This is a genomic window from Rhodonellum psychrophilum GCM71 = DSM 17998 (genome assembly GCF_000381545.1).
Taxonomy (GTDB): domain Bacteria; phylum Bacteroidota; class Bacteroidia; order Cytophagales; family Cyclobacteriaceae; genus Rhodonellum; species Rhodonellum psychrophilum.
Genome location: NZ_KB906687.1, coordinates 71,612 through 88,322, shown reverse-complemented (window position 1 = coordinate 88,322; position 16,711 = coordinate 71,612). Strand labels below are relative to the sequence as shown.

The window sequence follows — 16,711 nt, the reverse complement described above, 5'->3', positions numbered from 1 at the left end:
AAAATAAAAAAAATTAATGCCAAAATTAATTCGGGTCACAACTGTCCCACTGTCATTGAAACTTTTGTTGGCAGGACAGATGAAGTTTATGAAGGAGTCCGGGTTTGACGTTTTGATGGTCAGTGCTGACGGAAGAGAAGTCAATGAGGTGGTCAAACGAGAAGGTTGTCCGCATCAAGTAATTCCCTTCACCAGAAAAATCACTATTTTTCAAGATATCTATTGTTTATGGTTACTGTACTGGTTGTTCAAAAAAGAAAAACCTGATATTGTTCATTCCCATACCCCAAAAGCAGGCTTGTTGTCAATGATTGCAGCCAAGTTTGCAGGTGTGAAGATAAGGGTGCATACCGTAGCGGGAATGCCCTATATGGTGGCGGACAAGCAGAGAAAAAAGATTCTCATCGCAATGGAAAAACTTACTTTTCATTGGGCCACCGAAGTTTGGTCGAATTCGCAATCGCTGATGAAGTTTATTTTGGAGGAAAAACTTTTGGATTCCCAAAAAATCAAGGTGATAGGAGAGGGTTCTTCCAATGGTGTGGATTTGGAGAAATTCAATAGGGGAGCGCTAGCCGAAAACCATCTCATTGCAGCGACTATGCGCATCATGCCAGGAGAGAATGATTTCATTATACTTGCTGTGGGTAGATTGGTGCGGGACAAAGGCATTGAACAATTAGTGACTGCTTTTTTGGATTCTAAAATCGTAAATCAGTCTAAATTGGTTCTTTTGGGAAGTTTTGAACAACAACTCAATCCCTTGGATGAAGAAATAGTGAGAAAGATTCAAGACCATCCTCGAATTGTTCATGTAGAATGGACCGATCACGTGGCGCATTATATGGCTTTGTCTGATGTGTTGGTCCATGCATCCCACCGTGAAGGCTTCCCCAATGTTTTATTGGAAGCGGCTGCGATGCAATTGCCTGTGATTTGTTCCGACATTATCGGGAATATTGATGTGGTCACCCAAAGAGAGACTGGATTGATTTTTCCGGCCAAAAACGTTGAAATCCTAAAAGAAGCATTGGAATTTTCATTTGTCAAAAGAGATGATTTACAGGTACTTGCAGATAATCTTTATCTGGAAGTAACACACAAATACTCCAGGCCAAGAATACACCAACTAATTTTGGAAAATTATCAACGCCTAAATGCAGATGCATTGGATTAGGTTTCAAATTTTCCGTGAATTTGATTACTTTGCTTTAAAAAATTAAGACTTTAATATCAGATAAAAAATGAAATATCTTGTGACCGGCACAGCCGGATTTATCGGTTTTCACGTAGCACAACAGTTGCTCAAAAGAGGTGAGGAAGTGATTGGTTTGGATATTATCAACGATTACTACGATGTGGATCTTAAGTACAAACGCTTGGAAATTGCAGGGATCGACCGGTCTGAATTGGCATTCAACAAACCTGTTAAATCCACTGTTTTTTCAGGATACACTTTTGTCCAAATGGATCTTGCCAACAAGGAGGTCCTTATGGATATTTTTGAAAACGGAAAGATCGATGTAGTGATTCATCTTGCTGCCCAAGCTGGTGTGAGGTATTCCCTCACCAATCCAGATGCCTACATCGCTGCCAATATTCAGGGATTCCTCAATATCTTGGAGGCTTGCAGGAAATATCCTCTTACACATCTTGTGTATGCATCATCCAGCTCCGTGTACGGGGCAAACACCAATATGCCATTTTCTACCTCACACAATGTAGATCATCCGGTAAGCTTGTATGCCGCCACCAAAAAATCCAACGAATTGATGGCCCATACTTATAGTCATCTCTTCCAGATTCCCACGACGGGACTTCGTTTTTTTACGGTTTATGGACCTTGGGGAAGACCCGATATGGCTCTGTTTTTATTCATAGAAGCGATGAACAAAGGAGAAGCTATCCAGGTTTTCAACCATGGAAAAATGAAAAGGGACTTTACCTTCATCGATGACATCGTCGAGGGGATTATCAGGGTAGCGGACAGACCAGCCAAACCAAATCCAGATTGGACAGGTCAAAATCCAGATCCGGGAAGTTCTTACACACCTTATAAAATCTACAACATCGGAAACTCGAATCCAGTCGAATTGATGGATTACATTGGGGCTTTGGAAAAGGCAGTAGGGAAAGTTGCGGAAAAAAACATGTTGCCTTTACAGCAAGGGGATGTGCCAGCGACCTTTGCGGATGTGTCTGATTTGGTGAGGGATACCGGCTACAAACCAGCAACCTCGGTCGAAGATGGTGTTACTGCATTTGTGGAGTGGTACAACAAATTCTACAACAAATCAGGGGAATAAAATAAATTCATCCAGAAAATCCATTTGGCTTCACCGGAAGATTGAAATTGGTTAAAAAAACATTCAATCTCTTCCAAGTGCATGTTTTAAATAAATCAAAAAAATCTGTGGGTTTAACAATTAAACAATGAAAAAATCAATTTTAATCACAGGTGGCGCAGGTTTTATCGGTTGCCACGTTGTCAGACTTTTTGTTGAAAAATATCCGGATTACAACATTATCAATTTGGACTTACTGACCTATGCGGGTAATCTCGAAAATCTAAAAGAAGTCGAAAATGCACCCAATTACCGATTTGAAAGGGTAGATATCCTGAAAGAGGAGGATTTAAAGTTCGTTTTCGAAAAACATAATGTCACGGATGTCATCCACTTGGCCGCCGAGTCCCATGTGGACAGGTCAATCACGGACCCTTTGGCATTTGTAAGGACAAATGTGATCGGTACGGTCAATCTTCTCAATGTGGCCAAAGCTTATTGGAAAAACTATGATGATCATTTATTCTACCATGTTTCCACGGATGAAGTATACGGCTCACTCGAAGACGGTGGCTTTTTTACCGAAACGACGCCTTATGATCCCCAGTCCCCATATTCTGCTTCAAAGGCATCTTCGGATCATTTTGTAAGGGCCTATGCCAATACTTACAAATTGAAAACTGTCATCACCAACTGCTCCAACAATTACGGCGCCAATCAATTTCCGGAAAAATTGATCCCTCTTTGCATCCACAATATCAAAAACAACAGACCACTTCCCGTTTATGGTAAAGGAGAGAATATCAGGGATTGGCTTTATGTGGTGGATCATGCAAGGGCGATTGATATGGTGTTTCACGAAGGGAAACCCGGCGAAACCTACAACGTGGGTGGATTCAATGAATGGAAAAACATCGATATCGTAAAGTTGCTCTGCCAGAAGATGGACGAGAAACTTGGACGAGAAGCAGGGAGTTCCGAAAAATTGATCACCTATGTAACGGATCGTGCAGGTCATGATCACCGATATGCCATCGACGCCACCAAAATCCAAAGAGAACTGGGTTGGGAACCCAGTCTTCAATTCGAGGAAGGAATTACCAAAACTATTGATTGGTACCTTGAAAACGAGGAATGGCTGAACAACGTCACCTCGGGTGATTATCAAAAGTATTATGAATTACACTATGATAATAGGTAATAAAAAAACCAGCCATTTGGCTGGTTTTTTTATTACCAGATTTCCCTTTCACTTCACAAAAAAGCAAATCCTGCTTTTTTGAATATCAATGAATAATGGCCTTTTTGAGCGCACGGACCCATGTTTTGTCTAAAAAATTGGGGATAAATTTCGATTGGATTTTTCTGGGTTTCCCAGTCAGCGGAAACCAAGGCCAATGACCGCAATAAAAATGGAGATGCCCATTGAACCCCAATTGGGTATTGGGTTTCCCAATGGGTTGAAACTGCAAGAAAATCAGACGAATTGGAAATAAGGTGTAGTGCCCATGTGGTGAACTCAAAAATTGAGAACAACTGAATGATTACCAGGTAATTATTGAAAGAAATAGAATTGGTAATGAATGAAATGGGGCAAACTATTTCAGCACTGAATAAAATTGGAAATGCGCAACATCAGTTGAACAGCAATCCGATCAAATATTAGACTCCGTATTTTTTGGAAATTGGCATACCTGAAGAGATCTTCCCTCTAATTTGATTAACGGTTTGGGTTGGCGGTGTTTTTTGTCTTAATTTTAAAAACACAAATAAAAGGATTTATGATCAAGAAATTTTGGATGCCTGTATGGGTGATTGTCCTGACAGGATTGTTTACTGCTGCTTCTGCACAAGCGGACAGATGGCAACAAAAAGTGATTTATGAAATGGATGTGACCATGGACGTGGTCAAAAATCAGTATAAGGGGACCCAAAAGCTCCATTATACCAACAATTCTCCCGATACCTTGGAAAGGGTTTTTTATCACCTCTTCAACAATGCTTTCCAGCCCAACAGCATGATGGATGTGCGTTCCAGGACTATCGCTGATCCCGATAGAAGAGTTGGCGAAAGGATCAAAAATCTTGGCCCCGAGGAAATTGGATCTTTAGAAATCACTACTTTGAAGATGAACGGGAAACCCGTGAGATTTGAGCACGTGGAGACCATTTTGGAGGTCGACCTGGTGGATCCGATTCTTCCCGGGAGTACGGTGGTTTTTGATATGGATTTTGAGGGGCAGGCGCCTTTACAGGTTAGGCGATCGGGCAGGGACAATGCGGAAGGGATTCGCTACTCGATGGCACAGTGGTATCCTAAAATGGCCGCATACGACAGAAGAGGTTGGCATGCCAATCCTTATATCGGCCGAGAGTTTTATGGTAATTTCGGAGATTTTGATGTGAAAATCACAATTGACAAAACGTACATCCTTGGAGGAACTGGCTACCTACAAAATGCAAATGAGATCGGGTATGGTTATGAGGACAAGGGTGTAAAAGTGAAGCCGGTCAGTGGTGCTACGCATACATGGCATTTCATTGCCCCGAATGTGCATGATTTTGTATGGGCAGCAGATCCTAAATACACACACGAAAAAGTGCAAATGGAAAATGGTCCGATGGTTCATTTTCTTTATGTAAAAAGTGAGAAAACTGAAGAAAACTGGAGCAAGTTAAAAGGATACACCACAGCTGCGATCCAGTACATGAGTGAACATTCGGGCAAATACCCATATGATCAGTATTCGGTGATCCAAGGTGGAGATGGTGGGATGGAGTATCCCATGGCAACATTGATCACAGGAAACCGAAATTTAAGAAGCTTGGTGGGTGTCACTGTTCACGAATTGATCCATAGCTGGTATTATGGGGTTTTGGGTTTCAACGAATCTTCAGAACCTTGGCTGGATGAAGGTTTCACGACTTGGGGTACCAGTGTGGTCATGGATGCGGTTTTTGAAAAAGATCCTGGTTTTGTTCAGGAAGGCAATTATAGATCGTATTTCCGATTGGCCAAGTCAGGCAATGAGGAGCCACTGACGACTCATGGTGATCATTATAACCTCAATTCCGCCTACGGTGCGGCCACCTATACAAAAGGAGCTGTCTTCATAGAGCAAATGACATACTTGATCGGGAAAGAAAATTTTGACAAAGCCATGTTGCGACTTTGGAACGAATGGAAGTTCAAGCATCCCACCGGGATTGATGTCGTTCGCGTAATGGAGAAGGAAAGTGGTCTGGAATTGGATTGGTTTTATGATTATTTCATTGGATCTACCAAAACCATTGATTACGGCGTCAAAGCTGTGGAAGCTGATGGGAACAATACCAAAATCACACTGGAAAGAATAGGCTTGATGCCAATGCCATTGGATGTGGTCGTGACCTATCAGGATGGAAGTCAGGAGATGGTGTATATGCCATTGGTGATTCAGAGGGGTTCTAAGCCAGAAGAGGCCGGTAAGCCAAAAAGAATCCTAACCCAAAGGTGGCCTTGGACGGATTATTCAACGGAAGTCAGTATTGGGAGACCAATCTCGGATATCAAAAGTGTAGAAATAGACCCGAGCATGAGATTGGCAGATATAAATAGGGAAAACAACAAACAGGAAGTTTCTGTGGATATTCCCAAAAAATAATAAAAAAAAAGGTGGCCGATGGTCACCTTTTTTTTTATTATTAGGTATTTTTCTTGTCCTGGACTTCCTTACGGATTTCCTGCGCCAAATTTTTAAGGTCTTGCATTCCTTTTCTTACTCTTGTACCGGCTGCTTGATTGTTCTTCTCATAGAATTTCTCGAAGTCATCTTCAAGGCCCATTACAAGGTCTTTAATTTCACTGAATTTGCTCATAATAAAAATTAATTTTAAGGTTGATGATAAGTTTAATTTCCCGTTGAATATAGTTAAAATGTTTATAAAACAACAGAATAACGGCATTTTTCAATTTTTTTTATTCTCCAAACGACACTGCAAGCTCTGAAGTTCTATAAAATCCGCTGGTCAACTTTTCCTTTACTGCTTCGAAAGCAACAATAGTTTCAGCAACATCTTCCAAAGAATGAACTGCGGTCGGAATTAATCTTAAGATAATCATGCCCTTAGGGATTACTGGGTAAATCACCACAGAACAAAATATGTTGTAATTTTCTCTCAGGTCTTTACTTAAGGTTGCGGCTTCACCCACAGTACCATTTAAGACGACTGGAGTCACTGGAGAATTTGATTTTCCGATACTGAAGCCCTTTTCGATCAATCCGGACTTCAAAGCCCTTACGATTTTCCAAAGGTTTTCCTTCAATTCAGGCTGGGTCCTGAGCATTTCAAGTCTCTTCAAAGCACCTTCCACCAATAGCATGGGAAGCGACTTTGCATAGATTTGCGAACGCATGTTGTACTTTAGATAAAGGATCACATTGGCATCACCTGCAATAAAGGCGCCAATAGAGGCCATTGACTTTGCAAAGGTGGAGAAATAAAGGTCGATTCCATCCTGAATCTCTTGTTCCTCGCCAGTGCCTGCTCCCGTTTTACCCATGGTACCGAAGCCATGTGCGTCGTCCACCAAGAATCTAAAATCGTATTTTTCTTTCAGTTTTACGATTTCGGCAAGTTTGCCCTGATCTCCGGTCATTCCAAAAACACCCTCGGTGATGACCAAAATCCCACCGCCAGTCTCTTCCGCTAGTTTTGTCGCTCTTTGCAGCTGCTTTTCGCAACTTTCGATATCATTGTGGGGAAACACATAGCGCTTGCCCAAATGCATCCTCAGGGCATCTATGATGCAAGCATGACATTCACTGTCATACACGACGACGTCCTTTCGGTCAAGAAGGGAATCGATCACTGACATAATACCTTGATAGCCGTAATTGAGCAGGTAAGACTTTTCTTTTCCGACAAAATCAGCCAATTCGGTTTCGAGTTGCTCATGTAGATCTGTTTGACCAGACATCATCCTGGCACCCATTGGGTAGGCAGCACCCCATTTTGCGGCTGCATCAGCATCAGCTTTCCTCACCTCGGGGTGATTGGCAAGGCCAAGATAATTATTGAGACTCCAAGTCAATACTTCTTTCCCCTTGAACTTCATTCTTGGAGAAATTTCCCCCTCTAATTTAGGGAAAGTGAAATATCCCTCTGATAATTCCGAATGCTTGCCCAATGGGCCAAGGTTGGTTTGCAATTTTTTGAATAAATCCAAAGCTTTAAAACGTTTATGTTTTATATTTTTTTTAATACTAAAATCTCCCACTAAAACAGCCAAAAGTAATACTTTTTGATCAACGGTGCAATATTCCCTGTCCATTTCAGAAATTCTTTCGGATACTGGGTTAATTTTATTTAATTCGTACGAAACAATGTTTTAGGAAAGGTATAAACCCAAGTATGAAAAAAATAAATAAACTTTTGGTGGCCAACCGTGGTGAAATTAGCCTCAGGATCATGCGGACGGCCAAGGAAATGGGAATTAAAACGGTTGCAGTTTACAGTGAAGCCGATAGAGATGCCCCTCATGTCAAATTCGCCGATGAAGCAGTTTGTCTGGGACCACCTGCTTCCGCGCAATCCTACCTTTTGGGAGACAAAATCATAGCGGTATGCAAATCTCTCCAGGTAGATGCCATTCATCCCGGGTATGGATTTCTATCCGAAAACGCGGATTTTGCCAGAAAAGTGACCAATGCAGGAATCATTTTCGTTGGGCCATCTCCCGAATCCATTGAGGTGATGGGGAGCAAATTGGCAGCAAAAAGCACTGTTTCCCAATATGACATTCCCATGGTGCCGGGCACAGACGAGGCGATTTCCGATATTCCAGCAGCCAAAGAACGTGCATTCGAAATCGGTTATCCCATATTGATCAAAGCCAGCGCAGGCGGTGGAGGGAAAGGAATGCGTGTAGTCGAGAATGAAGGGGAATTCGAAGACCAGATGAACAGAGCCATTTCTGAAGCACAGTCTTCTTTCGGAGACGGAGCCGTATTTATCGAAAAATACATCACCTCTCCAAAACATATTGAAATCCAGGTTTTGGGAGATCAACATGGGAACATCGTTCACTTATTCGAAAGGGAGTGTTCTGTCCAAAGGCGCCATCAGAAAATTATCGAGGAGGCACCTTCTGCTGTTGTTTCTCCGGAAATGAGAAAAGCCATGGGAGAGGCTGCTGTCCAAGTGGCCAGATCCTGTAATTATTATGGTGCGGGGACGGTTGAGTTCATTGTTGACGAACAATTGAAATTCTATTTCCTTGAAATGAATACCCGTCTTCAGGTCGAGCATCCAGTGACAGAGATGATCACAGGCAAAGACTTGGTCAAAGAACAGATCCTTATCGCCGAAGGGTATCCTTTGTCCTATACCCAAGAAGACCTCCATATCCATGGACATGCGATAGAAGTCAGGGTGTATGCCGAAGATCCAAGAAATAATTTCTTGCCAGACATTGGAAGACTTGAAACCTATATCCGTCCCCAGGGACCTGGAATTCGGGTTGACGATGGTTTTGAGCAGGGAATGGATATTCCGATCTACTACGATCCCATGATCGCAAAGCTCGTCACACATGATGAGAGTCGGGAGAAAGCGATTGAAAGAATGATCAGAGCGATCGAAGAATATAAAATCACCGGAATAGAAACGACTTTGGCTTTTTGCAGTTTTGTGCTTCAGCATGAGAAATTCAAAAGCGGGGATTTCGACACTAAATTTGTTGAAAAATATTTCACACCTGAAAAACTCAATCCTATATTCTCCGATCAAGAACTTTCCTTATTGGCGGCATTTGCTGTGGATAGGTTTGAAAAAAAGAAAAAAAGCCTTAGAATGGTGAATTCCCAAAATGGTGATGTCCAGAAATCTTCGAATTGGAAAAACAGATTGATCTGATGGCGGAGATATTACCGATTAAAGGTTGGAGATACCATGAAAGGTTTACCGACAGGATTGAGGAATTGACATCTCCTTTGTTTGATGTGGTTTCCAAACTCCAAAGGGAGGCGCTTTATGAAAATCCCTATAACAGTATCCACTTGTCCGTTCCATTGGGGGAAGAACCCGCTTTGCATGCAAAAGAGGTCCTTCTTGATTGGAAGACAAAGGGGGTAATCGTCCAGGATCAGCTTCCTGGTATTTATGTGTATTATCAGTATTTCAGATTGCCTGGTGAAGAAAAGGAAAGTTGCCGTAAGGGTTTTATTGCCCAGACCAAGGCCTGCGATTGGGAAGAGAAAATCGTGCTCAGGCACGAAGATACCATCCCAAAAGCTGTCAATGATAGGATAGAATTGCTCAAAGCCACCCAGTTTCAGGCGAGTCCCACCCATGGCTTGTATGAGGACCCACTTCACCAGTTGGAACCTTATATGGACAAAGCCATAGAAGATCCCATTTATGACTTTGATGACTATCAAGGGGTAAGGGAAGTTTTAGGTGTGATCCATGATGCGGAAATTATCAAGGAATTTATACAATTGATCGGAGAGAGGCAGATTATCCTCGCAGATGGTCATCACCGTTTTGAAGGAGCCATAGCATATCGAAAAGAGATGGCCTCAAACAATCCGGATCATTCGGGTAGCGAAGGGTATAATTTTCACATGATGTACTTGACCAACGCCCATTCCAAAGATCTTAGGATTTTGCCTACGCACAGAATCTTTTCCCAGATTGAAATGGAGGAAACTGAAATATTGGAAAAATTACGCCCTTGGTTTATTATCAAAAAGCTCAATGATGTAGGTGAAATTGAGGAATTGATCCTTCAGAAAAAATGGGCTTTTGGCTTGGTTTTTTCAAAGAATGCCTATAAAATCCGCTTGATCCCCGAAAAAATAAATGAAATGCCAGACCGCTTTCCTTCAACCGTAAGGGAACTGGATTTGATGATCATTCATTATTTTCTGGTGGATAAAGTGCTTGGGATACCTTTGGAAGAACAGCGGTACTCCAATCAAATTGAATACGAAAGAAATTTGAGACGGTGCTTGGGTAAAGTCAATTCAGGAGAGGCCTCTTTTTCCGTGATCACTAAGGAAGTGGCCATGACCCAAGTTTTGGACGTCTGCAAAAGCGGTCAAACCATGCCCCAAAAATCCACGTACTTCTATCCAAAATCTCTTTCAGGGTTGCTTTTTGCATCCATTGAGGAATCTGAGTTTAAATTTCCTTATCAAGTATTTCAAAATGATACCATTGATTGATAAAAAAATAATATTGGCCTCCAAATCACCCCGAAGAAGTGAGCTTTTAAGAGGGCTTGGGCTGGAGTTTGAAATAAAAACAAAGGACACCGAGGAAGATTTCCCTTCAGAAATGCCTGTTGGGGAAGTAGCTGGGTTTTTGTCGGAGAAAAAAGCCATGGCTTTTGCGGAAGAATTGCAGGAAGGCGAGTTGGTCATTGCAGCGGACACCATCGTTGTCCTGGGAAACCAAATCTTGGGTAAACCCACAGATGCGAAAGGAGCATTCGAGATGCTGACAGCACTCTCAAACAGGACCCATGAGGTCATTACCGGGGTCACTTTGATGGATAAGGAGAGAATTCTTACTTTTCAGGACATTGCAAAAGTGTATTTCAAGCCAATCACGGAACTTGAGATCCAATATTACATCGAAAAATACAAACCCTTCGATAAAGCGGGTGCTTACGGCATACAGGAGTGGATTGGTTTTGTAGCGGTTGATAAGATCGAAGGTTCTTATTACACAGTGATGGGATTGCCAGTCCATAGGGTTTACAAAGAACTTAGCCTTTGGGGTCAATAGAATGCCGAATCCCCTTTGGGGGCTGGTGGATATTTGTTCTATAATCCCCATGTTGGACATGTCCTGAAAAACAGGGACGATTTAGAATCTAAAAAGCCCGAAATACGGATTTGGCGATACTTATTTTCCTTTTTTAGGTTTATTTGAAACATAGCTTTGTGTTTTTTTAATAAAAAGGAATAGAAAGCCAAAATCCAGCACAAAAAAAGAGTCCAGGACAATTGTCTTGGACTCTTTTTTTGTGCTGGATTTTGAATGATAAGACAACAAAATACATTGATTTTGAACTCTTCATCCCACTTTTTAGATCAGTGATCAGTCTTTCTTTTCAACCTCCTTTGGTTTTTCTACCTTAATGGGATCATTGTCTTTGATTTGTTTGCTGACAATAAAATAGGGTCCTGAGATGACTTCCTCGCCTTCCGCAATTCCTTCAAGCACTTCAATGTTGTCAAAATCCGAAATTCCGGTTTTGATTTCTTTCATCTTTGCTCTTCCGTTTTCAACCACAAAAATCAATTCTTTTGATTTGGTAACACCGCCCTCAGCCTCTGTTTTTTGATCCTCTCTTGTGGTGACTGCAGCAAGCGGGACAGAAAGTATATTGTTCTTTTTCTGTGTAATGATATCGACACTAGCGGTCATTCCTGGTCTAAACGGGTATTTGTTTTTTTCAGTGATGAGGTCTGTGTAGGACTCATTAAGAATTCTGATTTTTACCTCAAACTCAGTTACAGCATCCTGGCTGGCTTTTGTGTTTGCCGAATTGGCTATGGATGTTACAATTCCCGTGAATTTCTTGGCAGAAGAAGAATAGGAGTCCACATCAATGACAGTGGTATCCCCCAAGCTTATTCTGATAATGTCGTTTTCATTGACATTTACCCGTACTTCCATTCTGGTAAGGTCAGCCAATCTCAACATTTCTGTTCCGGCCATCTGTTGTGTTCCAACTACCCTTTCTCCTTTTTCAACCAAAAGTTTTGAAACCACACCATTCATAGGAGCATAAACATTGGTAAGTCGAAGATTTTCTGATGCCTCGTTTACGGTTGCCTGTGAACTTTTCACAATGTATTCTGCCGCCAAAACAGATTGCTGGGCAGCATCGAGGTCGTTTTGAGCAGTAAGGAAATTTGACTGGATTTGTTCAAAATCCGAGTCTGAAATAACCTTGTCCTTGTGCAGTTTATCGTTTCTTTTGAACTCCAAATCGGCTCTTGTGAATTGAGCTTCAGACCGCTTTAGGTTGGCTTTGGCCTGCGCCATGTTAGCCATTTGTTGGTTGAGGTTTGCCCGGCTTCTGTCCAAGGCAGAGATAAAATTGTCTGGTCGGATTTTCACCAAAAGGTCTCCGGCCTTCACCGAATCGCCTTCCATTACATTGAGGGTGATGATTTCACCCGCCACATCTGGACTCATTTTTACTTCGGTTTCTGGTTCTACCACTCCCGAGGCACTGACTTTTTCGATGATACTTGCTTTCTTCGCTTTTGCGGTTTCTACACTGATCTCTTTTTCTCCACCTATCCAACCGGCTGATCTTCCGATAACCGCAAAAAGGATGACAATTACTACTACCCCTAAAAGGATGTAAATGAGTTTGTTGGACTTTTTCTTAGCCATGATTGTAAATTATAAATTAAGGGGATTACCCAGGTAAAAATCTAGAACTTTTACTCTAAAGATATACGTGTATTTTGATGTGATCAAATCTGCCTGTGCATTGAACAAATTGTTTTGGGCAATCTGGAAATCCACGGAATTGATAGCGCCGGCATCAAATCTCTGTTGCGCAATACGGAACGATTCCTGTAAAGAGGAAACTCTTACCTGTGAGGCTTGGTAAGACTGCCTAGAGGCATATGCACCGGTGTAAGCAGTTTCAATGTCCTGACGCAATAAGTTTTTGGTCTCTGTTTGTTGGATTTCGCTTAGGTTCTTTTGCAATCTGGCGCGCTGTAATCCTGCTCTGTTTCTAAAGTTTGAAAATAAAGGGATATTGAGCTGGATGTTTGCCGCCTGTGAAAGATTATTTTCGATTTGGGTACTGAAAGAAGGGATATCAAATCCTGGAATTGCCTGATCTACATAGTTGGAGAAGATATTGGCACCGATTCCTAATGTAGGTAAAAAAGCACCCTTTGCAATTCTGATTCCATATTCTGCACTTTCCAAGTTTAACTCGGCAGCCTTAATTTGTGGCATGGTTTCCAATGCAACAGAGAAAATCTCATTCACATTATTTTCTGGAACATCGAAGGACTCGGCCTCCAATTCCGGGGAGATGACATCTAGGTCTTCATCAAAGGGGATCTGTAGGGCTTGGGCCAAGTTCAGTTTGGAGATCCTAAGGTTATTCGTCGCATTGATGACTTCCAATTGATTGGTCGCATTCTGCGATTCCAGATCCAATCTATTTGCCAAGGGAAGTGAGCCCGCATCCACCAATTTGGAAGTGATCGACAACTGCTCCTTTGTAGAATTCAATTGGTTTTCAGCGATTTTCAACTGTTCTTTTCCAAAAACCACATTGATGAACAGATTGATTACGTTCAGGGAAATGTCGTTTTCTGTTGCCAAAACATCGAACTTGGCAGCTTCAATGTTTACTTTGGATTGCCTGACACTGTTGTTGATCTGTTGGCCAGCAAAAAGCGTTAGATTGGAATTGGCGAATAAGTTAATGTTACCAATCCTGTTGTTTTCAAAAAGGTTGGTCACAGGGTTGATGGATCTTCCCCATCGGTAACCTGAGCTTGCCCCGGTATTCAGTGAAGGCAGCCTTTGACCTTGACTTTCCAAAAGATTGGCTTCAGAAATACCTAAATTAATCTGACTTCGCTTCAGCGTAAGGTTGTTTTCCAAAGCTACCTCGATGCAGGTTTCGAGGTCCAATGCTGTGATATTTATTTCTTGCGCTTCGGACTTGATGCCAAAAAAAAGAAATAAGAGTGTACAATAAAAGTAATTTTTCTTCATTTTTATAAATCAATTTCAGGAATGTAAATCAATTCTTTGATCCAGGGCAAGCTTTTAAGGTAAGTGATCGTGATGGGATTAAGACCAGAATCCATTTCGATAACATGACAAGCCACATCATGTTTTCCTTTCCGGGACACCGACATCGTGGCGATGTTTGTTTTTTCTTGGGCAATCACACTGGAGATAAAGGCAATCGCACCGGACTCATCTTTGGCCTTGATGATCAAGGTATGGGACTGTGCCGAAAAATTAGCCGAAAATCCATCCAATTCTGCGATATTGATCAGTCCCCCGCCCAAACTTTCGCCAATGATTTCTACTTTCTGTTCCCCTTTGGTCAGGGATAATTTAATGGTGTTGGGGTGATAGACCGAGGCATTTCCAATTGACTTAAAATTATAAGTCAAACCAAACTCTTTGGCCAGGTCCAAAGCTTGTTTGATCCTTGGGTCATCGGTTTTGAAATCCAGCAATCCCCCGATAATGGCCCTGTCACTGCTATGGCCCTCATAAGTTCTCGCAAAAGAATTGTAGAAAGTGATTTCGGCATGATCCGGCCTTCCCCCGAGAACCCTTATGGCCGACCTTGCTATCCTGACTACACCAGCAGTGTGAGAAGAAGAGGGTCCTATCATAATAGGTCCTATCATATCAAATACACTGCTTTTTCCGCCCATAGCTTAAAATTATTTCAATTATGGTGCTAAAGTAACAATTTTAATATCAACAGATTAGTTTTTAGCCCTTGATTTGCAAATTAAGGACTATTATTTAGATAATTTAAGTAAATTTAAATGCATGATAAGAATACATATTTAATTTATGTTCAATAATGAACAATACAATGTTCGGTTTTGAGTCAATCGTTTGGTTTAAAGAAAATGGGAATCCTTGGATTGAAGAAACTCCCCAGATGGTGAATCGGGGATTTTTATTTGGGGATGGATTGTTTGAGACCATGGCTTTTTTGAGAGGGAAAATCCGGTTTTCCGAAATGCACTGGGAAAGGTTGACAGAAGGCTGTGGGACTTTGGGATTGGACGGCTCCACACTCACTTCCATTCCTGAATTGGAAAAACGACTTGCCGAAAAATTTGGTACGGTCACCGATTTAAGAATTCGATGGAATGTGTTTAGAAATGGTTTGGGAAAATACACGCCTGAAACCGACATGATTTCTGAGATTCTCCAGATTCAGGCCTTCGCCCTTCCGGTTAAAATCAAAAAAAATGGATACATCAGCGATTCCATCCAGGTACCCTTTTCCCCTTGGAGTCATTGCAAAACCCTGAATGCGCTCACTTATGTAATGGCCAACAGGGAACGGCGGCAGAAAGAAATGGATGAAGTGATTTTACTCTCCACCGATGGATTCGTTTCAGAAGCTGGTGCTGCCAATGTTTTTTGGCTGAAAAATCACCGGTTTTATACACCATCCCTTGCCTGTGGGGGTATTGCAGGGGTCGCGAGAAAAATCATCCTGAATAAGTTGAATGCACTTCAAATCCCCATTGTTGTGGACGCATTTAGGCCTGAAGCGATCCTGGAAGCTGATAAAGTATTCACCAGCAATGTAACTGGAATAAGTTATTTGGAGAGGATTGGAGATTCCGTGTTTGAGGTAAGTCCTATCGATTTTTTGGAAAGCTTATTTGGCCAGCCTTAAACCCGAAATATGGATTCCGTTTCTTAATGAGACTGAAATTGAATTGTGAATGCATAAGAGGGTTTAAATTTTGAAATTTGGATATTGTGAATGTATTTCTTGGATTAACTCAGGTTATCAAAATCAAAAAAGCCAATGGATCCATTGGCTTTTTTGATTTTGAATTTTAAAAACCACTGAGGATTACACGGCAACGGCGGCTTTGATATGTGGATGCGGGTCGTAATTGGTCAACTCGAAATCTTCTATTTTGAAAGATAAAATGTCTTTCACCTCAGGATTTATTTTCATTGTAGGCAAAGGCTTCGGTTCCCGGCTGAGTTGTAGATTTGTTTGCTCCAAATGGTTGCTGTAAAGGTGGGCATCTCCAAAAGTATGGACAAACTCACCTGCTTCCAGACCACAAACCTGGGCGACCATCATCGTGAATAGCGCATAAGAGGCGATGTTAAAAGGGACCCCAAGAAATACGTCCGCACTTCTTTGGTAAAGCTGACAGGAAAGTTTACCCTCTGCCACATAAAACTGAAACAACAAATGGCAGGGTGGAAGTGCCATTTGGTCGACGTCAGCAACATTCCAAGCACTGACAATTAATCTTCTGCTATCGGGTTTGGTCTTGATTTGGTGGATCAGGTTTTTGATTTGGTCGATTTCCCCTCCCTTTCCATCTGGCCAATGTCTCCACTGATAGCCGTAAACGGGACCCAAATCCCCATTTTCATCTGCCCACTCGTTCCAAATCGAGACCTTGTTATCGGTGAGGTACTGAATATTGGTATCACCGCTCAGAAACCACAGCAATTCATGGATGATGGACCTCAGATGGCATTTTTTGGTGGTGATCAGCGGAAATCCATCTTGAAGGTTGAACCGCATCTGGTATCCGAAGACACTGATTGTCCCCGTTCCGGTACGGTCTTCTTTCTTCACACCATTTTCCAAAATGTGCTGCATCAAATCATGGTATTGCTTCATAGCGATTGGGTTTTTGAAGGGC

Annotated in this window: 14 protein-coding genes; 8 read left to right on the top strand and 6 right to left on the bottom strand. The window is 41.9% G+C overall.

The features are described from left to right. The first annotated feature begins 16 nt into the window (after positions 1–16). The 4 genes from F824_RS0118920 to F824_RS0118885 all read left to right on the top strand — a co-directional run bounded on the left by F824_RS0118920 (position 17) and on the right by F824_RS0118885 (position 5,929). Entirely contained in the window at positions 17–1,177 is a 1,161-nt protein-coding gene (locus tag F824_RS0118920) for a glycosyltransferase family 4 protein (RefSeq protein WP_019599508.1), read from the top strand. Positions 1,178–1,244: 67 nt separating this feature from the next. Further along, positions 1,245–2,306: an NAD-dependent epimerase gene (locus F824_RS0118915; protein WP_019599507.1), complete on the top strand. Its 1,062-nt coding sequence runs from the start codon at positions 1,245–1,247 to the stop codon at positions 2,304–2,306. Positions 2,307–2,433: 127 nt separating this feature from the next. Next, positions 2,434–3,486, top strand: coding sequence for a dTDP-glucose 4,6-dehydratase (gene rfbB / locus F824_RS0118905; protein ID WP_019599505.1), 1,053 nt, complete (start codon positions 2,434–2,436; stop codon positions 3,484–3,486). Between the two features lie 580 nt (positions 3,487–4,066). After that, positions 4,067–5,929, top strand: a complete 1,863-nt coding sequence (locus tag F824_RS0118885) for a M1 family metallopeptidase (protein WP_019599501.1) — start codon at positions 4,067–4,069, stop codon at positions 5,927–5,929. 40 nt (positions 5,930–5,969) lie between these two features. On the opposite strand, the gene F824_RS26230 is transcribed toward F824_RS0118885, so the two are convergent. Beyond that, positions 5,970–6,143 carry a histone H1-like protein gene (locus F824_RS26230; RefSeq protein ID WP_019599500.1) on the bottom strand — a complete coding sequence of 58 codons (174 nt, stop codon included), beginning with the start codon at positions 6,141–6,143 and terminating at the stop codon, positions 5,970–5,972. Between the two features lie 100 nt (positions 6,144–6,243). Beyond that, on the bottom strand, positions 6,244–7,494 hold the full coding sequence (locus tag F824_RS0118875; RefSeq protein WP_026333808.1) for an aminotransferase class I/II-fold pyridoxal phosphate-dependent enzyme: 1,251 nt from the start codon (positions 7,492–7,494) through the stop codon (positions 6,244–6,246). A 185-nt stretch (positions 7,495–7,679) separates the two neighbouring features. On the opposite strand from F824_RS0118875, the gene accC reads away from it, so the two are divergent. Genes accC through F824_RS0118860 form a run of 3 tightly spaced genes read left to right on the top strand, consistent with a single transcriptional unit; the run spans position 7,680 to position 11,060 of the window. Then, positions 7,680–9,182: an acetyl-CoA carboxylase biotin carboxylase subunit gene (gene accC, locus F824_RS0118870; protein WP_019599498.1), complete on the top strand. Its 1,503-nt coding sequence runs from the start codon at positions 7,680–7,682 to the stop codon at positions 9,180–9,182. After that, entirely contained in the window at positions 9,182–10,495 is a 1,314-nt protein-coding gene (locus F824_RS0118865) for a DUF1015 domain-containing protein (protein WP_019599497.1), read from the top strand. Before accC ends, F824_RS0118865 begins: the two co-directional genes overlap by 1 nt. Next, a complete protein-coding gene (locus tag F824_RS0118860; RefSeq protein ID WP_019599496.1) occupies positions 10,479–11,060 on the top strand; it encodes a Maf family nucleotide pyrophosphatase in 582 nt (193 codons plus the stop codon). Before F824_RS0118865 ends, F824_RS0118860 begins: the two co-directional genes overlap by 17 nt. A 315-nt stretch (positions 11,061–11,375) precedes the next feature. On the opposite strand, the gene F824_RS0118850 is transcribed toward F824_RS0118860, so the two are convergent. Genes F824_RS0118850 through sdaAB form a run of 3 tightly spaced genes read right to left on the bottom strand, consistent with a single transcriptional unit; the run spans position 11,376 to position 14,722 of the window. Beyond that, positions 11,376–12,686 carry an efflux RND transporter periplasmic adaptor subunit gene (locus F824_RS0118850; protein ID WP_019599494.1) on the bottom strand — a complete coding sequence of 437 codons (1,311 nt, stop codon included), beginning with the start codon at positions 12,684–12,686 and terminating at the stop codon, positions 11,376–11,378. 9 nt (positions 12,687–12,695) lie between these two features. After that, the gene (locus tag F824_RS0118845; protein WP_019599493.1) at positions 12,696–14,042 is read right to left on the bottom strand and encodes a TolC family protein; all 1,347 of its coding nucleotides are present in this window, start codon (positions 14,040–14,042) and stop codon (positions 12,696–12,698) included. A gap of 2 nt (positions 14,043–14,044) precedes the next feature. Then, positions 14,045–14,722 carry an L-serine ammonia-lyase, iron-sulfur-dependent subunit beta gene (sdaAB, locus tag F824_RS0118840; protein ID WP_019599492.1) on the bottom strand — a complete coding sequence of 226 codons (678 nt, stop codon included), beginning with the start codon at positions 14,720–14,722 and terminating at the stop codon, positions 14,045–14,047. A 155-nt stretch (positions 14,723–14,877) separates the two neighbouring features. Here sdaAB and F824_RS0118835 point away from each other — a divergent pair, with 155 nt between their 5' ends. Beyond that, a complete protein-coding gene (locus F824_RS0118835; protein WP_031327015.1) occupies positions 14,878–15,711 on the top strand; it encodes an aminotransferase class IV in 834 nt (277 codons plus the stop codon). Positions 15,712–15,894: 183 nt separating this feature from the next. On the opposite strand, the gene F824_RS0118825 is transcribed toward F824_RS0118835, so the two are convergent. Next, entirely contained in the window at positions 15,895–16,689 is a 795-nt protein-coding gene (locus F824_RS0118825) for a thymidylate synthase (protein WP_019599489.1), read from the bottom strand. Positions 16,690–16,711 lie beyond the last annotated feature (22 nt).

What these genes read in the sequence shown, in the direction of transcription:
- F824_RS0118920 (WP_019599508.1), top strand. Translation starts at nt 17, where the DNA reads ATGCCAAAATTAATTCGGGTCACAACTGTCCCACTGTCATTGAAACTT.
- F824_RS0118915 (WP_019599507.1), top strand. Translation starts at nt 1,245, where the DNA reads ATGAAATATCTTGTGACCGGCACAGCCGGATTTATCGGTTTTCACGTA.
- rfbB (WP_019599505.1), top strand. Translation starts at nt 2,434, where the DNA reads ATGAAAAAATCAATTTTAATCACAGGTGGCGCAGGTTTTATCGGTTGC.
- F824_RS0118885 (WP_019599501.1), top strand. Translation starts at nt 4,067, where the DNA reads ATGATCAAGAAATTTTGGATGCCTGTATGGGTGATTGTCCTGACAGGA.
- F824_RS26230 (WP_019599500.1), bottom strand. Translation starts at nt 6,143, where the DNA reads ATGAGCAAATTCAGTGAAATTAAAGACCTTGTAATGGGCCTTGAAGAT.
- accC (WP_019599498.1), top strand. Translation starts at nt 7,680, where the DNA reads ATGAAAAAAATAAATAAACTTTTGGTGGCCAACCGTGGTGAAATTAGC.
- F824_RS0118865 (WP_019599497.1), top strand. Translation starts at nt 9,182, where the DNA reads ATGGCGGAGATATTACCGATTAAAGGTTGGAGATACCATGAAAGGTTT.
- F824_RS0118860 (WP_019599496.1), top strand. Translation starts at nt 10,479, where the DNA reads ATGATACCATTGATTGATAAAAAAATAATATTGGCCTCCAAATCACCC.
- F824_RS0118850 (WP_019599494.1), bottom strand. Translation starts at nt 12,686, where the DNA reads ATGGCTAAGAAAAAGTCCAACAAACTCATTTACATCCTTTTAGGGGTA.
- F824_RS0118845 (WP_019599493.1), bottom strand. Translation starts at nt 14,042, where the DNA reads ATGAAGAAAAATTACTTTTATTGTACACTCTTATTTCTTTTTTTTGGC.
- sdaAB (WP_019599492.1), bottom strand. Translation starts at nt 14,722, where the DNA reads ATGGGCGGAAAAAGCAGTGTATTTGATATGATAGGACCTATTATGATA.
- F824_RS0118835 (WP_031327015.1), top strand. Translation starts at nt 14,878, where the DNA reads ATGAACAATACAATGTTCGGTTTTGAGTCAATCGTTTGGTTTAAAGAA.
- F824_RS0118825 (WP_019599489.1), bottom strand. Translation starts at nt 16,689, where the DNA reads ATGAAGCAATACCATGATTTGATGCAGCACATTTTGGAAAATGGTGTG.